This is a genomic window from Nocardia sp. NPDC056000 (assembly GCF_042269265.1).
In the GTDB taxonomy this organism is placed as follows: Bacteria; Actinomycetota; Actinomycetes; order Mycobacteriales; family Mycobacteriaceae; genus Nocardia.
The window spans coordinates 201,693-219,908 of record NZ_JBHJXS010000003.1; the positions used below are offsets into that span (position 1 = coordinate 201,693).

The 18,216-nt window shown below is 67.3% G+C and carries 21 protein-coding genes; 10 read left to right on the forward strand and 11 right to left on the reverse strand.

What is annotated here, in order from left to right; genetic code table 11:
* The first annotated feature begins 55 nt into the window (after positions 1-55).
* From ACFC4D_RS09600 to alc, 9 genes are read left to right on the forward strand one after another with little or no spacing between them, the layout of a single operon-like run.
* On the forward strand, positions 56-1,501 hold the full coding sequence (locus tag ACFC4D_RS09600) for an NCS2 family permease (RefSeq protein ID WP_376062383.1): 1,446 nt from the start codon (positions 56-58) through the stop codon (positions 1,499-1,501).
* A gap of 1 nt (position 1,502) precedes the next feature.
* Positions 1,503-2,711: an XdhC family protein gene (locus ACFC4D_RS09605; protein WP_376062384.1), complete on the forward strand. Its 1,209-nt coding sequence runs from the start codon at positions 1,503-1,505 to the stop codon at positions 2,709-2,711.
* Positions 2,659-3,009 carry a gamma-glutamylcyclotransferase gene (locus ACFC4D_RS09610; protein ID WP_376062385.1) on the forward strand — a complete coding sequence of 117 codons (351 nt, stop codon included), beginning with the start codon at positions 2,659-2,661 and terminating at the stop codon, positions 3,007-3,009. Before ACFC4D_RS09605 ends, ACFC4D_RS09610 begins: the two co-directional genes overlap by 53 nt.
* Positions 3,006-3,803 (forward strand): hydroxypyruvate isomerase family protein, encoded by a 798-nt coding sequence (locus ACFC4D_RS09615; RefSeq protein WP_375953143.1) that lies wholly within the window; start codon positions 3,006-3,008, stop codon positions 3,801-3,803. The genes ACFC4D_RS09610 and ACFC4D_RS09615 overlap by 4 nt, the downstream gene beginning before the upstream one ends.
* Positions 3,800-4,675, forward strand: coding sequence for an NAD(P)-dependent oxidoreductase (locus tag ACFC4D_RS09620; RefSeq protein WP_375953141.1), 876 nt, complete (start codon positions 3,800-3,802; stop codon positions 4,673-4,675). Before ACFC4D_RS09615 ends, ACFC4D_RS09620 begins: the two co-directional genes overlap by 4 nt.
* Positions 4,672-4,872, forward strand: coding sequence for a hypothetical protein (locus ACFC4D_RS09625; RefSeq protein ID WP_375953139.1), 201 nt, complete (start codon positions 4,672-4,674; stop codon positions 4,870-4,872). The genes ACFC4D_RS09620 and ACFC4D_RS09625 overlap by 4 nt, the downstream gene beginning before the upstream one ends.
* A 1-nt stretch (position 4,873) precedes the next feature.
* Complete coding sequence (gene gcl, locus ACFC4D_RS09630) at positions 4,874-6,676, forward strand: glyoxylate carboligase (protein ID WP_375953137.1); 1,803 nt, start codon at positions 4,874-4,876, stop codon at positions 6,674-6,676.
* Entirely contained in the window at positions 6,673-7,848 is a 1,176-nt protein-coding gene (locus ACFC4D_RS09635) for a glycerate kinase (protein WP_376062386.1), read from the forward strand. The genes gcl and ACFC4D_RS09635 overlap by 4 nt, the downstream gene beginning before the upstream one ends.
* 38 nt (positions 7,849-7,886) lie before the next feature.
* Complete coding sequence (gene alc, locus ACFC4D_RS09640) at positions 7,887-8,909, forward strand: allantoicase (protein ID WP_376062387.1); 1,023 nt, start codon at positions 7,887-7,889, stop codon at positions 8,907-8,909.
* A 34-nt stretch (positions 8,910-8,943) separates the two neighbouring features.
* Here the strand turns inward: alc and ACFC4D_RS09645 are convergent, their stop codons facing one another.
* On the reverse strand, positions 8,944-9,798 hold the full coding sequence (locus ACFC4D_RS09645; RefSeq protein WP_376062388.1) for a glycosyltransferase family 2 protein: 855 nt from the start codon (positions 9,796-9,798) through the stop codon (positions 8,944-8,946).
* 93 nt (positions 9,799-9,891) lie between these two features.
* Entirely contained in the window at positions 9,892-10,992 is a 1,101-nt protein-coding gene (locus ACFC4D_RS09650; protein ID WP_376062389.1) for a lycopene cyclase family protein, read from the reverse strand.
* A 93-nt stretch (positions 10,993-11,085) separates the two neighbouring features.
* Here ACFC4D_RS09650 and ACFC4D_RS09655 point away from each other — a divergent pair, with 93 nt between their 5' ends.
* A complete protein-coding gene (locus ACFC4D_RS09655) occupies positions 11,086-12,084 on the forward strand; it encodes a hypothetical protein (RefSeq protein WP_376062390.1) in 999 nt (332 codons plus the stop codon).
* A 1-nt stretch (position 12,085) separates the two neighbouring features.
* Here the strand turns inward: ACFC4D_RS09655 and ACFC4D_RS09660 are convergent, their stop codons facing one another.
* The 9 genes from ACFC4D_RS09660 to ACFC4D_RS09700 all read right to left on the reverse strand — a co-directional run bounded on the left by ACFC4D_RS09660 (position 12,086) and on the right by ACFC4D_RS09700 (position 18,214).
* On the reverse strand, positions 12,086-12,307 hold the full coding sequence (locus tag ACFC4D_RS09660) for a hypothetical protein (RefSeq protein ID WP_375953127.1): 222 nt from the start codon (positions 12,305-12,307) through the stop codon (positions 12,086-12,088).
* 155 nt (positions 12,308-12,462) lie between these two features.
* Positions 12,463-13,179, reverse strand: a complete 717-nt coding sequence (locus ACFC4D_RS09665; protein ID WP_376062391.1) for a 2-hydroxychromene-2-carboxylate isomerase — start codon at positions 13,177-13,179, stop codon at positions 12,463-12,465.
* A gap of 16 nt (positions 13,180-13,195) precedes the next feature.
* Positions 13,196-13,933 carry a 3-oxoacyl-ACP reductase FabG gene (fabG, locus tag ACFC4D_RS09670; RefSeq protein ID WP_376062392.1) on the reverse strand — a complete coding sequence of 246 codons (738 nt, stop codon included), beginning with the start codon at positions 13,931-13,933 and terminating at the stop codon, positions 13,196-13,198.
* A complete protein-coding gene (locus ACFC4D_RS09675; RefSeq protein WP_376062393.1) occupies positions 13,930-14,772 on the reverse strand; it encodes a hypothetical protein in 843 nt (280 codons plus the stop codon). Before ACFC4D_RS09675 ends, fabG begins: the two co-directional genes overlap by 4 nt.
* Positions 14,769-15,758, reverse strand: coding sequence for a beta-ketoacyl synthase N-terminal-like domain-containing protein (locus tag ACFC4D_RS09680; protein WP_376062394.1), 990 nt, complete (start codon positions 15,756-15,758; stop codon positions 14,769-14,771). The genes ACFC4D_RS09675 and ACFC4D_RS09680 overlap by 4 nt, the downstream gene beginning before the upstream one ends.
* A 31-nt stretch (positions 15,759-15,789) precedes the next feature.
* A complete protein-coding gene (locus ACFC4D_RS09685; RefSeq protein WP_376062395.1) occupies positions 15,790-17,025 on the reverse strand; it encodes a beta-ketoacyl-[acyl-carrier-protein] synthase family protein in 1,236 nt (411 codons plus the stop codon).
* Positions 17,022-17,282, reverse strand: a complete 261-nt coding sequence (locus tag ACFC4D_RS09690) for an acyl carrier protein (RefSeq protein WP_375953117.1) — start codon at positions 17,280-17,282, stop codon at positions 17,022-17,024. Before ACFC4D_RS09690 ends, ACFC4D_RS09685 begins: the two co-directional genes overlap by 4 nt.
* Before the next feature lie 33 nt (positions 17,283-17,315).
* A complete protein-coding gene (locus tag ACFC4D_RS09695; RefSeq protein WP_376062396.1) occupies positions 17,316-17,747 on the reverse strand; it encodes a MaoC/PaaZ C-terminal domain-containing protein in 432 nt (143 codons plus the stop codon).
* On the reverse strand, positions 17,744-18,214 hold the full coding sequence (locus ACFC4D_RS09700) for a MaoC family dehydratase N-terminal domain-containing protein (RefSeq protein ID WP_375953114.1): 471 nt from the start codon (positions 18,212-18,214) through the stop codon (positions 17,744-17,746). The genes ACFC4D_RS09695 and ACFC4D_RS09700 overlap by 4 nt, the downstream gene beginning before the upstream one ends.
* Positions 18,215-18,216 lie beyond the last annotated feature (2 nt).

The following is an 18,216-nucleotide window of genomic DNA, read 5'->3' on the forward strand; positions in this document are numbered from 1 at the left end:
CGGAGGCGATGAATCCCGGACCGTAGGTCGGCTACGCCCAACAGGAGGGCATGCCATGACCCAAATCCAAGATCCGACTCCCACGGCGACCACCACAATCGCCCGGGGTTCGGCACTCGACCGGTTCTTCAAGTTGAATGAACGACATACCACTGTCTCACGCGAAATCCGCGGCGGAATCACCACATTCGTCGCCATGGCCTACGTTATCCTGCTCGTCCCGCTGATTCTCGGCGGGGTCACCGATATCGACGGCAACCATCTGAGCATCGCCCAGCTCACCACCGCCACGGCGTTCTCCGCCGGACTCTCCACGGTCCTGATGGGATTGGTCGGCAACGTACCACTGGCCCTGGCGGCCGGTCTCGGGGTGGTCCCGGTGGTCGCCTTCCAGGCGGCCCCGCATATGACCTGGCCGCAGACCATGGGCCTGGTCGTGCTGATGGGTGTGATCATCGTGATCATGGCCGCCACCGGCCTGCGAACCATGATCATCAACGCCATTCCGACGGCGCTCAAGAACGCCATCGGTGTCGGCATCGGCATGTTCATCGCCATGATCGGCCTGGTCTCCTCCGGCGTGGTCGGGCACGGTGCGCCCGGCGGGCCGCCGGTCACGCTCGGGGTCGACGGACATCTACAGGGTTGGCCCGTGGTGGTTTTCGCGGTCGGGCTGCTGCTCATGCTGGCGCTGTACGTCCGCAAGGTGCCCGGCGCGATCCTGATCAGCATCGCCGTCTCCACGCTGCTGGCCATCGTGATCAACGCCCTGGCCACCATCGATCCCAAGGCGTGGGGGACCGTCGTGCCCAAGCGGCCCGATTCCTTCTTCGCCGCACCGGATTTCGGTCTCATGCTCAATGTCGACCTGTTCGGCGGATTCGCCCGGGCGGGTGGGCTGGTGGCGAGCGTGGTGCTGTTCACGCTGGTGCTGACCGGCTTCTTCGATGCCATGGGAACGGTTTTCGGTGTCTGTGACGAGGCCAAGCTGCTCGATGAGAAGGGCACCATGCCCGGTATCGGCAAGATCCTGACCGTCGACGGTATCGCCCAGGTGATCGGCGGCGTCAGCGGTGGTGCGGGCAGCACGGTGTACGTGGAATCCGCGACGGGCGTCGGTGAGGGCGCTCGTACCGGACTCACCAGCGTGGTGACGGGCGGATTGTTCGCCGCGGCGGTGTTCTTCACCCCGCTCGCGGCGGTGGTGCCGATCCAGGCCGCGGCTCCGGCCCTGGTGCTGGTGGGCGCGCTCATGATGACCCAGGCCCGCAAGATCGACTGGACCGATCTGGAGATCGCGGTCCCGGCCTTCGTGACCATCGCGCTCATGCCCTTCACCTACTCGATCACCAATGGCGTCGGCGCCGGCCTGATCTCGTACGTGGTGATCAAGGCGGCGCGCGGCAAGTTCAGTGAAATCCATTGGCTGGTGGCCGTGGTGAGCGTGGTCTTCGCCGCCTACTTCGGCATCAACGCCATCGAACTGGCCCTGGGAGGCTGATATGCGCGACATCGCGGCACAACTCTTGACCTGGCATGCGGCGCAGCAGGATTACGCCGTCGCCTCGATCATCGGCATCGGCGGCAGTGCGCCCCGGCCGGTGGGCGCGGCCCTCGCGGTGAACACCGAAGGCGTTGTCGTCGGGAGCATTTCCGGCGGATGCGTCGAGGGCGCGGTCTACGAGCTGTGCCGCGAGTCGTTGCGCACCGGCGAACCCGTGCGGGAAACGTTCGGGTACAGCGATTCCGACGCCTTCGCGGTCGGATTGACCTGCGGCGGCACCATCGAGGTGTTCGTACAGCCGGTCACGGCGGCCAATCGCACCGCCTTCGAAGCACTCCTGCGTTCCGAGGAACCCGTCGCACTGGTCCGCGACGTGAACACCGGGGCCGCCATGGCCCTGGGATCGTGGTGGACCGTCGGGGCCACCTTCGACGAGACCGTCGTCGCCGAGGCACGAGCCATGCTCGATACCGGCGCGACCGGAATCCGCGTCATCGGTTGTGACACAGCCGAATCCACCGTCTTCGTGGAATCCGAGGTACCGCCGCCGCGGATGATCGTGTTCGGGGCCATCGATTTCGCCGCCGCGGTCGCCCGCATCGGCAAATTCCTCGGCTACCACGTCACCGTCTGCGATGCCCGGCCCGTATTCGCCACGCCCGCACGGTTTCCCGAAGCCGACGAGGTCGTGGTCGAATGGCCGAACACCTACCTCGCGAACACTCGCGTCGATGCCCGCACCGTGCTGTGCGTGCTCACCCATGACGCCAAATTCGATGTGCCGCTGCTGGAAGTGGCGCTGCGCCTGCCGGTGGCCTTCGTCGGAGCCATGGGCTCGCGGCGCACCCATGACGACCGGCTCGCCCGCCTGCGGGCGAACGGTATGACCGAAGCCGAACTGGCCCGGTTGCGCTCACCAATCGGCCTCGATCTGGGCGGGCGCACCCCCGAGGAGACCGCGGTCTCCATCGCCGCCGAAATCGTGGCCGTGCGCCGCGGCGGCTCCGGAATCCCCCTGGGCGTGAGCGGTGGACCCATACACCGCGACACCGTCCCCGTCCCCGACATCCACATCCCGGATGCGCTGGAACCCCCTCGAAATGACCGAAAAAGGATAGACCCCAATGCCTTTGATCTTCTTGAACGGGGGAGCCATGCGCGGCGGACCCCTGAATCACCTGCTCGACGGCGCACCGTTCGCCGGTGAGGTGACCACCTCGGCGCAGTACCGCTTCTACTCCATCGGTGACCGCTTCCCGGGCCTGCATCCCGTCCCCGACGGCGGCGCGCCCATCGCGGGCGAACTCTTCGAGGTCTCGATGGAGGTATTGCGCAAGAGTCTGCTCCCGGCCGAACCGCCCGAGCTCGAACTCGGCGTGATCGAACTCGACGACCACCGCTCGGTGCTGGCCATGCTGCTGCGCCGCCCGCCCGTCTCGTACCCGCAGCTGATCGACATCACCGAATTCGGCAGCTGGTCGACCTACCGCGAAGGAACCCGATGAAATACACCGCCGGGGGCGCGCTCCGGAAATACGACGTCAACTGCTCCATCCTGTTCACCGATCTACCGCTGCTGGAGCGGGCGGCGGCGGCCAAGGCGGCCGGGTTCGACGCGGTGGAATTCTGGTGGCCGTTCGGCGCGGATCCCACGCCCGCCGATGCCGATATCGATGCCTTCGTCGCCTCCATCGAGGACGCCGGGGTACAGCTCGTCGGCCTGAATTTCATCGATCTGATTCCGGCGGGCCGGGGCCTGGTCTCCATCCCCGGGCAGGAGACCAGGTTCCGGGACAATATCGACATCGCGATCGGCATCGCCGAGCGCACCGGATGCAAGGCGCTGAACGCGCTGTACGGCAACCGGATCGCCGCCGAGAATCCGGAGAAGCAGGACGAGCTGGCGCTGGAGAATCTGCGCCTGGCAGCCACGGCCGCGCAGCGCATCGGTGCGACGGTACTGCTCGAGGCGCTCAATGCCTATGAGTCGCAGGACTATCCGATCGTCTCGGCCGCGCACGCGGTGCGGATTATCGAGGCCGTCGGCGAACCCAATGTGCGGTTCCTCTGCGACCTGTACCACCTGGCCCGGATGGGCGAGAACCTGCCCGCCGTCATCGACACCTACGGCGGCTATATCGGCCACGTCCAGATCGCCGATTCGCCCGGGCGCGGACGCCCCGGCACCGGCGCACTCGACTTCGCCGAGCTGTTCGCGGCACTGGACGCGAGCGGCTACGACGGCTACATCGGCCTGGAATACAAAGACCCCGAACTGAACTGGGAGTGGATCAAGTGAGCACCATCGGATTCGTCGGCCTCGGCATCATGGGCGGCCCCATGGCCGGACACCTGGTCAAGGCCGGTCACGACGTCACCGGCTACGACCACAGCGCCGCCGCCGTCGAACGGCTCACCGCCGCCGGCGGCAAGGCGGGCGCGGACGCCGCGGAGACGGTGCGCGACAAGGACATCGTCATCACCATGCTGCCGCAGGACGAGCATGTGGAATCGGTGTTCGCCGAGGTGCTCGAGCACGCCGCGCCCGGCACGCTCTACATCGACTTCTCCACCATCACCCCGCGCACCTCGGAGTGGACCGCCACCGAAGGCGCGAAGAAGGGACTGCGTGTCCTGGACGCCCCCGTGAGCGGTGGCGAGCCCGGTGCCAAGAACGCCGCCCTGTCCATCATGGTCGGCGGCTCCCGCGATGACTTCGAGTCCGCCCGAGAGGTTTTCGAGGCGGTCGGCAAGACCATCGCCCTGGTCGGCCCCAATGGCGCGGGCCAGGTCGTCAAGGCCGCCAACCAGCTGGTGGTCGGCGGCACCTACGCCCTGGTCGCCGAGGCCATCCTGCTCATGGAGAACCTGGGCGCGAACGCCGAGGCGGGCCTGGACGTGCTGGCCGGTGGCCTGGCGGGCAGCAAGATTCTGGAGCTGAAGCGAAAGTCGATGCTGGAGCGCAGCTTCCAGCCCGGCTTCCGCATCGATCTGCACCACAAGGATATGGGCATCATCCTGGCCGCCGCCCGCCAGGCCGAGGTCGCCATCCCGATGGGCGCGCTCACCGCCCAGCTCATCGCCGCCGCCCGCGCCATGGGCCACGGCTCGCTGGATCACTCCGCGCTGCTGCTGGTCGCCGAGGCGCTGTCCGGTAAGGGGACCGCGTGAGGGTCGCCGCACAGGAGCTGGAGTCCGGCTTCGGACCGAATATGGCGCACGGGCACGGCATTTGCGCCATCGGCGTTCCGGCGGGCTGGGTGGTGGAGCGCTGCACCGTCGAGCCGCGCACACCGCACGTCCGCACCTTCGCGCCGACGGCGAATTCGACCGATCGGCCGCTGACGCTGATCCGGAAGGGGATCTGATATGACACGCATGCGGACAGTGGACGCGGCCGTCCTCATTCTCGAAAAGGAAGGCGCGACACAGGCTTTCGGGCTACCCGGCGCGGCCATCAACCCGTTCTACAGCGCCATGCGCGCACACGGCGGGATCGGCCATATCCTGGCCCGGCACGTGGAAGCGGCCTCGCATATGGCAGAGGGCTTCACCCGCGCCGCACCCGGCAATATCGGCATCTGCATCGGCACCTCCGGTCCGGCGGGCACCGATATGATCACCGGATTGTATTCCGCCAGTGCGGATTCCATTCCGATCCTGTGCATCACCGGGCAGGCGCCGGTGGCCAAACTGCACAAGGAGGATTTCCAGGCCGTCGATATCGCCTCGATCGCCGCCCCGGTGAGCAAGTGGGCGGTGACCGTGCTCGAGCCCGCGCAGGTGCCGGGCACCTTCCAGAAGGCGTTCCAGCTCATGCGATCCGGGCGTCCCGGACCCGTGCTGATCGATCTGCCGATCGATGTGCAGCTGGCCGAGATCGAATTCGATATCGAGACCTACACGCCCCTGGACGTGCATCGGCCCACCGCGACCAGGGCGCAGGCCGAGAAAGCCATCATGATGCTGAACGCGGCCGAGCGACCGCTCATCGTGGCGGGCGGCGGCATCGTGAACGCCGACTCGGCGGATCTGCTGCTCGAATTCGCCGAGCTCACCGGAATTCCGGTGGTGCCCACGCTGATGGGCTGGGGCACCATCGCCGATGACCATCCGCTGCACGCGGGCATGGTCGGATTGCAGACCTCGCACCGCTACGGCAATGCCACGCTGCTGGAATCGGATTTCGTGCTGGGTATCGGCAATCGGTGGGCCAACCGGCATACCGGTGGCGTCGAAACCTACACCAAGGATCGCACTTTCGTGCACGTCGACATCGAGCCGACCCAGATCGGGCGGGTGTTCGCGGCCGACTACGGCATCGTCTCCGACGCTGGCGCGGCCCTGGCGGCGTTCCTGGATGTCGCACACGATCTGAAGCTCACCGGACAGCTGCGCGACCGCTCCGAATGGGCCGGGAAATGCCGGGACCGCAAGCGAACCCTGCTGCGTAAGACGCACTTCGACACCGTGCCGATCAAACCGCAGCGGGTGTACGAGGAGATGAACGCGGCCTTCGGGCAGGACGTCCGCTACGTCACCACCATCGGACTGTCGCAGATCCAGGCGGCGCAGCTGCTGCATGTGTACAAGCCGCGGCACTGGATCAACGCCGGACAGGCCGGACCGCTGGGCTGGACGCTGCCCGCCGCCATCGGCGTCGCCACCGCCCTGCCGGAGGAGACCGTGGTCGCGCTGTCGGGCGATTACGACTTCCAGTTCCTCATCGAGGAATTGGCGGTCGGCGCGCAGTTCAAGATCCCGTACGTGCACGTGGTGGTGAACAATTCGTACCTGGGCCTGATCCGTCAGGCGCAGCGCGCGTTCGATATGGACTACTACGTGCAGCTGTCCTTCGACAACATCAACAGTCCGGAGGTCGGCGGATACGGCGTCGATCATGTGAAGGTCGCGGAAGGGCTGGGCTGCAAGGCCGTTCGCGTCACCGAGCCCGAACAGCTGGGCTCCGCGTTCGCCGAGGCCAAGCGGCTGATGGCCGAACATCGGGTGCCGGTGCTGGTCGAGGTCATTCTCGAACGCGTCACCAATGTGTCCATGGGTCTCGAGATCGACAGCGTCAACGAGTTCGAGGAACTCGCCGAATCGTTCTCCGATGCCCCCACCGCCATCGCCGCGCGGGCGGAGTACGAATCGGCCGGGAGCCCTTCGTGATTCACGCGCGCGGTGGTTCGGGCCGGGGCTGGCGCGATGGGCAGGTGATCATCGCCCCCGACAAATTCAAGGGGTCGCTGACCGCCGCCCAGGTCGCCGAGCATCTCGCGGCCGGACTGCGGCGGGTGCGCCCGGAACTGCCGGTGGTCTCGGTCCCCGTCGCCGATGGCGGGGACGGCACCGTGGACGCGATGGTGGCAGCGGGTTTCGCCGGCCTGCAGACCGCCGTCACCGGGCCGGTCGGGAATCGAGTGGTCGCCTCGTTGGCAATGAGGGGCGAGACGGCCATTATCGAACTCGCCGAAGCCTCCGGGCTCCGGCGTCTACCCGACCGGCCCACCCCGGTCACCGCGCGCACCGCCACCAGCGCGGGCACCGGCGAGCTGATGCGCACCGCGGTATCGCGCGGTGCCCGGCGCGTGGTGCTCGGGCTGGGCGGCAGCGCCTGCACCGACGGCGGTGCGGGCATGCTCACCGCGCTGGGCGCGCGCCTGCTGGACGCGGACGGTGCGCCGCTGCCGCCGGGAGGCGTCGCGCTGCAACGACTCGAGCGCATCGATCTCGCCGATCTGCTGCGCGTGCCGGTCACCGTGGCCTCGGATGTGGACAACCCACTGCTCGGTGAGCGCGGGGCCGCCCAGGTGTACGCGCCCCAGAAGGGCGCGGGCGCGGACGATGTCGTGCAGTTGGAGCGCGGTCTGGCGCGCTTCGCCGAGATCGCGCGCCGGGATCTGGGTGTTGACCTGTCGGATCGGCCCGGGGCCGGTGCGGCGGGCGGTGTCGGATTCGCCGCCATCGCCTTCCTCGGCGCACGCAGCGAACCCGGTATCGAATTGATCCTGCGGCAGCTGGATTTCACCGATCGGCTACAGGGCGCGCGGCTGGTGATCACCGGGGAGGGCTGCCTGGATCGGCAGACCCTGCACGGCAAGGCTCCGATGGGGGTGGCCAAAGCCGCCGCGGCGGCGGGCATTCCGGTGCTCGCGGTCGCGGGGCAGCGGCTGCTCACCCGGGATATGCTGCGCCGCTTCGGATTCGAGGACGCCTACGCGCTCACCGATATCGAGCCCGATCCGCAGCGCTGTATCGACAATGCCGGGCCGCTGCTGGAACAGCTGGCCGTGCGCATCGCCGAAACCCGCCTGGGTGAATTGCTCTCCCGCAACGCCTGAACTCTCCACCGACCTGAACATCGACCGAAAGGGAACTGATGTCGGACTTCACCAGCCTGCCGAATCTGGCGCTGCGCACCTACCGCGCGAGCGTGATCGCCGCCAGCGACGAATCCTTCGAAGAGCGCGAGAATCTCATCCAGCCGTGGGAACCGCGCTTCTCCGCCGAGACCTTCGGCACCAAGGGCCAGGAATACGACGGCTGGGAGACCCGGCGGCGGCGCGGCGCGCCCGGACACGACTGGGCGATCGTGCGGCTCGGCATGCCCGGCATCGTGCGCGGGGTGGTGATCGACACCGCCTGGTTCAAGGGCAACTACCCCCCGTCCGCCTCCGTGGAGGCGTGCCGGGTCGCCGGTTATCCCGATGTGGCGCAGCTGGATTCGGCCGAGTGGGTGGAGATCGTGCCGCGCACGGCGCTGCAGGGCGACGCCCGGCACGAACTGCCCGTCGACGAGGAGCGGATCTTCACCCATGTGCGCCTGAATATCCATCCGGACGGCGGTGTGGCCCGTTTCCGGGTGCACGGTGACGTGGTGCCCGATCCGGCGCTGCTGACCGGGCTGACCGTGGACCTGGCCGCACTCGAATACGGTGGCCGGGCCATCGATTGCTCGAATCTGTTCTACTCGGGCGCGGACAATATGCTCGCCCCCGGCCTGGCGCGGAATCAGGCCGAGGGCTGGGAGACCGCCCGCCGCCGCGATGACGGCAATGACTGGGCCGTGATTCGCCTTGCCGCCCAGGGTATTCCGGAGCTCATCGAAATCGACACCACCAACCTGGTGTTCAACTCCCCGGCCGAGGTGCGACTGCTCGGCATCGATCTGCCCAGTGGGGCACCGATTCCCGGTCCGGACGCACCGGACTGGTTCGACCTGCTGCCGACCGTGCCGATTCAGCCCGATACCCCGCACCGCTTCCGGGTGCAGGGTGCGCGGCCGGCCACCCACGTGCGTCTCGATATCTATCCGGACGGCGGCATTGCCCGCCTGCGGCTGCTGGGTGCTCCCACCCCGGCGGGTCTCGAGGCGCTCGTCACCCGCTGGGGCGCGGCCTGACCGGTACACCCACGCGCCCCGGCGGGTGCAACCGTCAGTGGCCGATCGACGAGATCCGGGTTCCGGTGCGGCGCAGCGTGAATCGCCGCGCCTCGAAGTCCCAGAACAGATAGATCGGCCACTGCACGGTATGTGCCAGCCACGCGCCCACGATCACCCTGCGGTGCAGCGGCAATACCCAGAATCCCTGTCCGCGCAGCGTATTGAGGCCGGTCTGCTGGAATCGCCACCATTCGCGCGGGGTGGCGCGCCGCCGCCGGGCCGAGGTATCGGCCCGCAAATCCTTCAGCTGCTGGATCGGTAATTGTTTCTTGATCAGGCAGAGCGCCAGATCGAGATCCTCGGCGACCGGAACTCCGGTGATGGTCTGATCGCGCACTTCGAGCCAGGCCGTGCGCCGGATTCCCATATTCGGCCCGTGCAGATTTCCCACCCGATTGCCGAGTGCGCCGCGCCGGTCCTGAATCCAATATCCCAGGCGCAGCAGGAATCCCACCGGCGAATCGTGATAGGTCGTGATTCCGGTGACCGCGCCGACCTCGGGATTATCGGCGAGATACGTTCTGATGGTTTCACCCCAGTTGGGAAACACCAGGGTATCGGCATCGGTACGCCCGATGAATTCACCTCGGGCCGCATCGAAACCGGTGTTCCGGGCGAAGGGCAGACCGCGTCTGGGCTCGTCGAGCAGCCGCACTTTGGGGCTGGTTACAATGTATTTCTCGACTAGATCGCGGGTCTCGTCGGTGGACCCGTTGTCCACCACGATGATCTCGTCCACCGCATCCTGGTCGACCAGGCGGTCGAGGGTCGCGAGAATCGATTTCTCCTCGTTCAGAGCGGGAATGACGACGGACAGGACAATGGGGCTTCGGTTACCGTCTGGCATGGTGATTCGGTACTCCGGTTAACGAGTTCTGTTATTGCGGCGCAGGAAGTCTCGCACTCGGCCGCAGCCCGCCCCAGCCCGCAATAAAGGGGGCTAGGAACCGGTTGTGGCGCGAGCGAGTGTACGACGCGAACGCCACGGAAGCGCGGCGAACAGAGCCGTCATGGCGACGGCGGTCCCGGCCAGATCATCACGACCGGAGAGATATGCGCGCTGGCGTTCGGGGGTCAGCTCGAAGAATTTGTCGAAGAAAATCGGCAAATCCTGTGGTGGGAGCGCCAATAGGGCCTGTAATCCGATGTGCCGCAGGCGATTGACCGTGCGGGATGAAATGTTCCAGATCGAATCCCCGGCGGCGAGAATATCCGCGGTGCGCAGCGCCGCCGCGACGCTGTATCCGGTCGCCGGATGGATGAGCGCGCCCGCCGCACCGAAGGCGGCGGGGTGCGCCCGGCCGCCTTCGACGGGGAATCGGACGCGTTCGATGCGCTCGGAACCGTCGAGAGTCACTCCGCGAGAACGCAATCGGGTTGCCAGACGATCGCGCAGCACCTCGGTGCGCAGGGCCGGGCGGCCCGCCAGACAGGTCTCCTCGAGCAGAATCGTATTGTCGCCCAAGGGAACCGCGTAGAGGAATGAGCGCGGCTCATCGGGCCGTGCGCCATTGTCGATGCGCCAGTCCATGAACAGGGTGTCCGGATCGGCCCAGCGGTCGCGATCGAGCACCACACCGAACGCGGTCTGCTCGGCGAGACCGGGGGAGCGGGACACACCCCGGGCGTCGATGACGCGACCGCCCGGCACATCCGTCCCCGATGCCAGCCGCGCCAGCGGCAGTTCATCCTTGCGCGTGCCGAAGCGCGGCGGCGCGACGATGTCGATCACCCGGTCCGTGATGATCCGCGCGCCGGTCAGATCGAGGGAATCCTGTAGGGCCGCGGTATCGAAAACGCAATAGCGGCGATCCAGTTCGATGCGCCGGGTGGTCCATACGGCCGGACGGTCCACGGTCGCCGCGAACACCCCGGGATCCAGCCACTCCGGCAGTTCATCGGCCCAGGCCGCGTAGGTGGCGCTCCACCGGCGTTCGGGTCGTGGATCGATGATCGTGACCGACTGCCCCCGCACCAGTGCGCGATGCGCCAGCGCTCGCCCCGCCGGACCGGCGCCGCACACCACGAGATCGGAAGTCACACCGTGATTGGATCATGATCGGCCGCCGTTCTACGCTTCGGTGACATTTCGCCGGGTCGGGAGGTCCCCGGTGCGCCGTGAAAGGTTGACTACATGAGCTATCCCCCCGGCCCGCCATCCGGATCCGGATTCGGTGGCGATCCGCACGGCCAGGGCGGACAGCCCGCGGAGGACGCGGCCGCGGCCTGGTGGGACCAACCGGCGGCGCCGACCCAGCCCGCGCAGCCTGCGCAGCCCGCGCAACCGGCCTGGCCGGGGCAGCAGGGCGACGCCTGGCAACAGCCCGGATTCGCGGCACAGCCGGACGGATATCAGGCGCAGCAGGGCGGATATCAGGCACAGCAGAGCGAGCCGACCTGGCAGCAGCCCGTCGCCCAGCCGGGATGGCCTGGGCAGCAAGGATATTCGCAGCAGCCGGGCTATGGCGCGCCGCCGCCGCAACCACCGCGTTCGAATACCGGTCTGATCGTCGGCATCGCCCTGGCGGCGGTCGCGGTGCTGGCCGTCGGAGTCGGCGCGGTCGTGGTGCTCACGGGCGGCGACAGCTCCGATCAGGCGACGGTGACGACCAGCAGCGTCGAACCGCCTATCGAAACCACCTCCACGCGCCCGAATACCACCACTCAGGCCGCACCCGCCGGTAACCGCTTCACCTACACCGAATTCGGCGAGGCGTGGAATTTCAAGCTCGGCGATGTCGCGTTGCAGGCCGATTGGGTCCAGGGGCGCGACTACGACACCTGCGGTCCCGTCGAGGAGAACGGCAAACTCACCGGCCTCGGCTGCCAGTACGCCTCGGAACTGGTGTGGAAGTCCGAGAACGGCGGTCTCATGCTCACCCAGTTCGTGCTCACCATGAGCGATGCCGCCAAAGCCGCCGCCGCCGAGGATCATTTCGACGACGGCGATATCAACCTCCCCGCCGGGACCTACATCTCGCACTTCGAGACCGGCAAATGGCGCGACGGCAGCGAAGCCGAATTCCTGGTGATCACCCTGGCCACCGCCGACACCACCGTGGATTCGGACACCGTCGAGAAATATCTGCGCTACCGCCACACCGACACCATCGGCGCGCTGGCCTTCCGCTGAGCTATCTGCGCCCGTGCACCGCGCTGTCGAATCCGGCGGTGAGCCGGCACCGCAGGCACAGCGGTTCGGCCTGATGGTGTTTGTTCACCATCCAGCGGGCGCATTGACGGCACCAGGTGGAGGGCGGCGGATCGGTGAGGTCGGTGAAACCGACCGCCAGGATCGCGACCACCACGGTGAGAAGTAGTGCGGCCAAAGAGAAAGCCACGATGTCCAACGCCATGGGACTCAGCTCCTACTCGACTCCGGCCACCCCGGCCCCATGTTTGCCGCAACGCTCGTACCGGGTGTGATCCGAGGAGGGAGTACCCAGGCGCGAACCCGTCCGAACGTGATCGAACATCACGTTCGGACTGTCACGCCGGGTGTTCGCGCTCGTCAGCCGCAGCCACCCGCGTGGCCGATCTCCGCGGTCTCCTTGGGCACCGGTATCTCGGCGAGGCCGTCCGGCGTACCGGTGGCGGCGGTCGATACGGGCTGAGCGGTGGACGATCCCGGCAGGGCGGCGAGGAAATCCGCCAGCCGGTCGATGCCCCAGTACTTCTCGCGGCGGTGAATGAACATCGGGACGCCGAAGACATCCTCCTGACAGACCGCCTGAAGAGCCTCCAGGGCACGCTTTTCGATCGCCGGTGAGCGCAACAGTTCGCCGACATCGGCCGGTATGGCGAGCTCGTCCAGGATCGACTGGATCACCTCGGTGCGGCAGATGTCGAGGCCGGACAGCCAGCGCGCGGTGTACACGCGGTCGACGTACTCGTGCGCGAGTCCGTGATCGGACGCCGCGAACCAGCCGAGATGCGATGGCTCCCAATGCATCTGCTCATCCAGAGGCCAGGAATTGGTGAGGCCGCGCCGACCCGCGAGGCGGCGGACATCGCGCAGTAGATAGAAGTGTTTGGCGCGGCTCATCGGCGTATACGGGAATTCGTGACCGGTCTCGGCGAGCAGCGCGCTGAAATGTTCGTCCGGTTCCCAGAAGGGCCGCCATTCCAAGGCCGAGACCAGCTCGGGGTGCTCGCGCCGCAGATCGTGGAAGGCCAGCCAGGAGTACGGGCTGCGGAATGAGAAGTACACGCGGGGTGCGGTTTTCATGAGTCTGCTCCCGTTGTCACAGGGTGATGCCGCCGTCGACGTGCAGTACCGCGCCGGTGATGTAGCGGGCCCGATCCGAGACCAGGAATCCCACCAGATCCGCCACATCGGCGGGTTCGCCGAATCGTCTTAGGGCAATGGACTTTTCGAGGGCGGCGCGCTTGGGCCCGGTGAGATGTCCGGTCATATCGCTGTCGATATAGCCGGGCACCACCGCGTTGACCCGTACACCGAACCGCCCGACCTCCTTGGCGAGGGATTTGGTGAATCCGACGGTGCCGGCTTTGGCCGCACTGTAATTGGTCTGCCCGGGATTGCCGTACACCCCGGAGACCGAGGCGATGGTGACGATCGCGCCCGAACGCTGTTTGACCATTCCGAACGCGGCGCGGCGGCAGACATTGAACACACCGGTCAGATTGGTGTCGACGACCCGATGCCAGCTCTCGCTCGACATGGACACCAGGGATTGATCGTCGGTGACGCCCGCCGAGGTGATGACGCAGTCGGGGCTGCCGAATTTGGCTTCGGCGGCCTCCAGGAATTCGTCGACCTGCTGCTCATCGCGCACATCGGCGCGAATGGGCAGTACGCTGCCGCCGGTCGCGGCCGCGACGACCTCCTGCGCCGCGGTGCTATCGCTGTTGTAGCAGAAGGCGACGTCATAGCCGCCGCGCGCGAGGTCCAGGACTATCTCGCGGCCGATGCCACGGGAGCCGCCGGTGACGACGGCGACGGGACGATGATCGTTCACGAGGAACTCCGGAGCTGATCGAAGGGGCGCAAAGTGGCGGTGAGGCGGTCGATGTCGAGTACGGTGCGTTGTCCGGCCTGCGCGTAACCGGTGAAGGTGCTGGCATCGGGGAAGCGTTCGAGCAGCCGCACCGACAGTTCGAGGGTTTCGCCCATCTCGACCTCGGCCCGGGTGCGCACCGTGGCCAGACGGCTGATGAGTACCGCGGGAGTCGTGAATTCGGGCTCGAGGGTCATCATCAGCACGGCCGCGGCCTGACACCACGCTTCGAGCATGAGGGTCGCGGGCCAGATCGCGGCGGGGTCCGGACTGCTGAATGTGGTGCTGTAGCGGTGGAATTCGATGCTCTGGCGGTGGCAGTGCGCCGTCAGCCGACCGTCGCCGACGGTAATGGCCTCGTCGAGGAACGCCATCGGCGGGCGGTGCGGCAATCGCGATACGACCGGCTCACCCGAGGGGTGCTGCGCTACTTCCCGCGTCTCCAGCGGCTCGGAATCGTCCGGCCGCAACCGAATCGACGCGGTCTTGCGTCCACCGGTCGACACCGCGATCCGCACCTCGCCGTCCGCTCGAGTATCGGCGGTCAGCGTGACCGGGGTTCCCGGGTGCACGGGCGAGGAGAACTGCGCCGAATGGATCCGCCACCGGGCACCGCCCGCCAGCTCGGTGGCGAGCAGACCGGCGATATCGATCAGCAGCACCCCGGGCACCACCGCGAGCTCCGGGTAGTGACCGGCGAAGATCGGCGCGCCGGGATCGAAATCCACCGTGGCGGTGAGTGTTCCGCCCGAGTGTTCCGCCCGTGCGATACGGTACGCGGCGGCGGTGGCCGATCTCACCGGAACTCACCGTGGATATGCAGCACCGCCGCGACCACGGTGTGCTCGTCGTAGGCCAGTACCAGCGCGGGGCCGGGGCGGCTCTGCCTGGCCAGCAGCGCCATGGCGAAAACGCTTGCGGCGGCACCGGTATCGCCGAGATGCTGTTCGGGCCGGAGCACCGGATCGGCCGCCGGGAAGGTCGCGGTGAGGCTGTCTCCGAGCTCGAGGGGTCCGGCCACCGCGACCGCGACCACGGCATCGGGGGTGATACTCGCCGCGGCGAGTGCGGCCAGCCCTTCTCGCAGGGCGACCGCACCGGCGTTCGAGTCCGATACCGCCGCGCTTCGGACCGGACCGGCCAGCTCCAGACCGGTTGCGGTGGCGCCTGTTTCGTGCCGATGCAGCAGGAATACGCCCGCGCCCTCGGACAGCGGCGCACCCGTCGCGCCCGAGGTGTGCGGATCGATGCGCATCCGCTCACTGGACAGCTCCTCGGCCGCGCCGACCACGACGGTGTCCGCGCGATCGGTATCGAGCAGGCGGCGTGCGTAATTCAGGGCGAGCAGCCCGGCCGTGCGGCCGCCCGCGATCGTGGCGTTCGGCCCCCGGAGCTTATGCCAGATGGCCGATCGTCCTGCCGCGCAATTCATCACGGTGTTGGGGAAGCGCGCCGGATCGACCAGATACGGCCGCTCCTCGGTGAGCGAATCCCGGGTGAACCGCATGGTGCTCGCGACGCTGCCCGCCGTGGTGCCGAGCACGATGGCGGTGCGGGAGCCGATCACCTCGGCGACACCGGGCTGGGCGATGAGATCGCCGATCGCCTGCACGGCCAGCGCGGTGACCCGGTCCATACTGCGGGTCCCGGCCTTGCCGAGCGCGGTGCGGATATCGAAGTCCGGTACCGGTCCGGCGACGAGGGTCGTTCCGCCGGAATGGAAATGGCCGCTGGTCGGACCGTACGGTGACAGCGCCGACCAATGGGTGAGACGGGTGGTGGTCATGGGTCTATCCGTTCTGCCGATTCGCGACCGGTCATGCGTTGGCGGGCACGGGTTTTCCGAAGATGACCACCGCGTTGTTACCGCCGAACGCGAGCCCGTTGTTCTGCACCACGGTGAGGTCGCGCTCGACCGCCGCATTGGGCACGCAGTCGAGCCCGCACTCCGGATCGGTCTCGATATGGTTGATCGTGGGCGGAATGAAACCGTTGTCGATGGCGAGCGCGCAGGCGATGGACGCCAGTGCGCTGGCCGCGCCCATGGTGTGCCCGATCATGGATTTGATGGAGATGGTGCTCGGCGCCGCGCCGCCGTATACCGAACGGATGGCGCGTGATTCGGTGCGATCATTGGCGACGGTGCCGGTGCCGTGCGCGGAGATCAGATCGACCGCCTCGGGTTCGAGACCGGCATCGGCCAGGGCCAGGCGCATACATTCGGCGATGCGCTCCTCATTGGGGGCCACCGGATGATCGCCATCGCAATTGAGGCCGAAACCCAGCACCTCGGCGTAGATGTGCGCACCGCGCGCCACCGCCGCGTCCCAGGGCTCGAGCATGACCACGCCCGCACCCTCGCCGGTGAGAATGCCCTTGCGGTTCACATCGAAGGGGCGGCAGACATCGGGTGCGACGGTCCCCAGTCGATAGAATCCGGCGAAGGTCTTCTGGCACACCGAATCCGCGCCGCCGCAGAGTGCGATATCGGTCTCGCCGAGGCGCACCGCGTCGTATCCGTACCCGATGGCGTAGTTGCCCGCGGCGCAGGCCGTGGTCAGGGTGACCGCCTCGACGGATTCCAGCTCCAGTTCGGCCGCGACCGCCGCGGACAGCCGCGCGGCCGGAATCCGATGTGCCAGTGTCGGATCGAAGGCGGATTCGCCGCCCGCGGCGACATCGCCGCGGACCAGATCATCGAGATCGCGGGATTCGCCGTCGGTGGTGCCGATGGCCACCACCGACCGCTGGGCGCGCAACGCGTCGGGTGCTAATCCACTGTCTTCCAGCGCCATGCGCGCCGCCGCGGCCGCGAACAGGCTGGAACGCCCGTACTCCTTCGCCGAAATGCGGGTGACCGCGTCGGCCGGATCGAAATCGACCACCTCGCAGCCGATGTCATGGTCGAAGCCGGTGGTGTCGAAGGCCGTGATGGGTCGTGCGCCGGAGGCCCCGGCGCGGAGTCCGGCCAGGAAAGCCTCCGACCCGGATCCGATACTGCTGATCGGCCCGATTCCGGTGATCGCGACCCGGCGCGCGTGCGGCAGGCTCACGACGGCACCCCCACCGAATCGGACTCGGCGAGCACCTCGTACACGCCGTCCATATTTCCCATGCGCGCCAGTTCGGACTGGGCGATCTTCACGCGGTACTTCTTCTCCAGCGCCGAGAGGATCTCGATCGCGAGCAGGGAATCGGCCCCGTGATCGTCGACGAAATGGCTGGTGTCGGTGACCTCTTCGGTATCGAGTTCGAGGATGTCGCAGACCAGGTCCTTGATATCGGCCCGGTCGGTGTCGGTGAGCTGCACGGTGGAACTCCTTCTAATGAGAAATGTTGTCGCTCAGGCCAATCGAACGGTGACGCGCGCGCCACCCATGACCTGTTTGCCGTCCGGTGTCTTGGCGGTGATCCGAATGACGGCGCTGCGGTCCTCGCCCTTGCCCTCCACGACGGCGCGCACGATCAGGTGCCCGCCCTCATCGTTATCGGGCACCACCAGCGGGTGCGAGAACCGGGTGACCTCGTAGCCGAGTACGGCGGCGGGGTCGTCGAGCCAATCGCTCACCATCCGGGTGGCGACGGCGATATTGAGGGTGCCGTGCGAGATGACGTCCGGCAGCCCGACGGATTTGGCGATGCGCTCATTCCAGTGCGTCCCGGTGAAATCCGAGCACGCGCCGCAGTAGCGCAGCAGATCGACCCGGCGCAGCGTGATGACCTCTTCGAGGATCTGCTGGCCGACCGTCACATCGTCGTACGCGATGGCGCTCATACCGCCTCCGCCAATGCCGTGATGTGCCGGGAGATGATCGAATTGGTCACCACGGCAACGTCATTGGCATCCGTGTCGACGATGGTGTGGGTCATGTCGAACTGGTCGTGCGGCCCCACCTCGCGGATATCGGTGACCTCGGTGGTCATCAGCAGCAGATCGCCGGGGTGGATCGGGCGCAGGGTGCGCACCGACTGTGCCCGGTGCACGCAGATCGGCTGCTGCTTCTTGCCGAATTCCGGATCGTAGAGCGGCCAGCCGCCGAATCGGAAGAACAGCATGACCGGAAAGCTCGGTGGTGCGATGACATCGGGGTATCCGGCGGCCTCGGCGGCGGCGCGGTCCAGATAGAGCGGATGCGGGTCACCCGTGGCCAGGGCGTAGTCGCGGATCTTCTCCCGGCTCACCTCGTACGGGCCGACCGGGCCGAACCTGCGGCCGATGAAATCGCGATTGAAAACGGCCATGG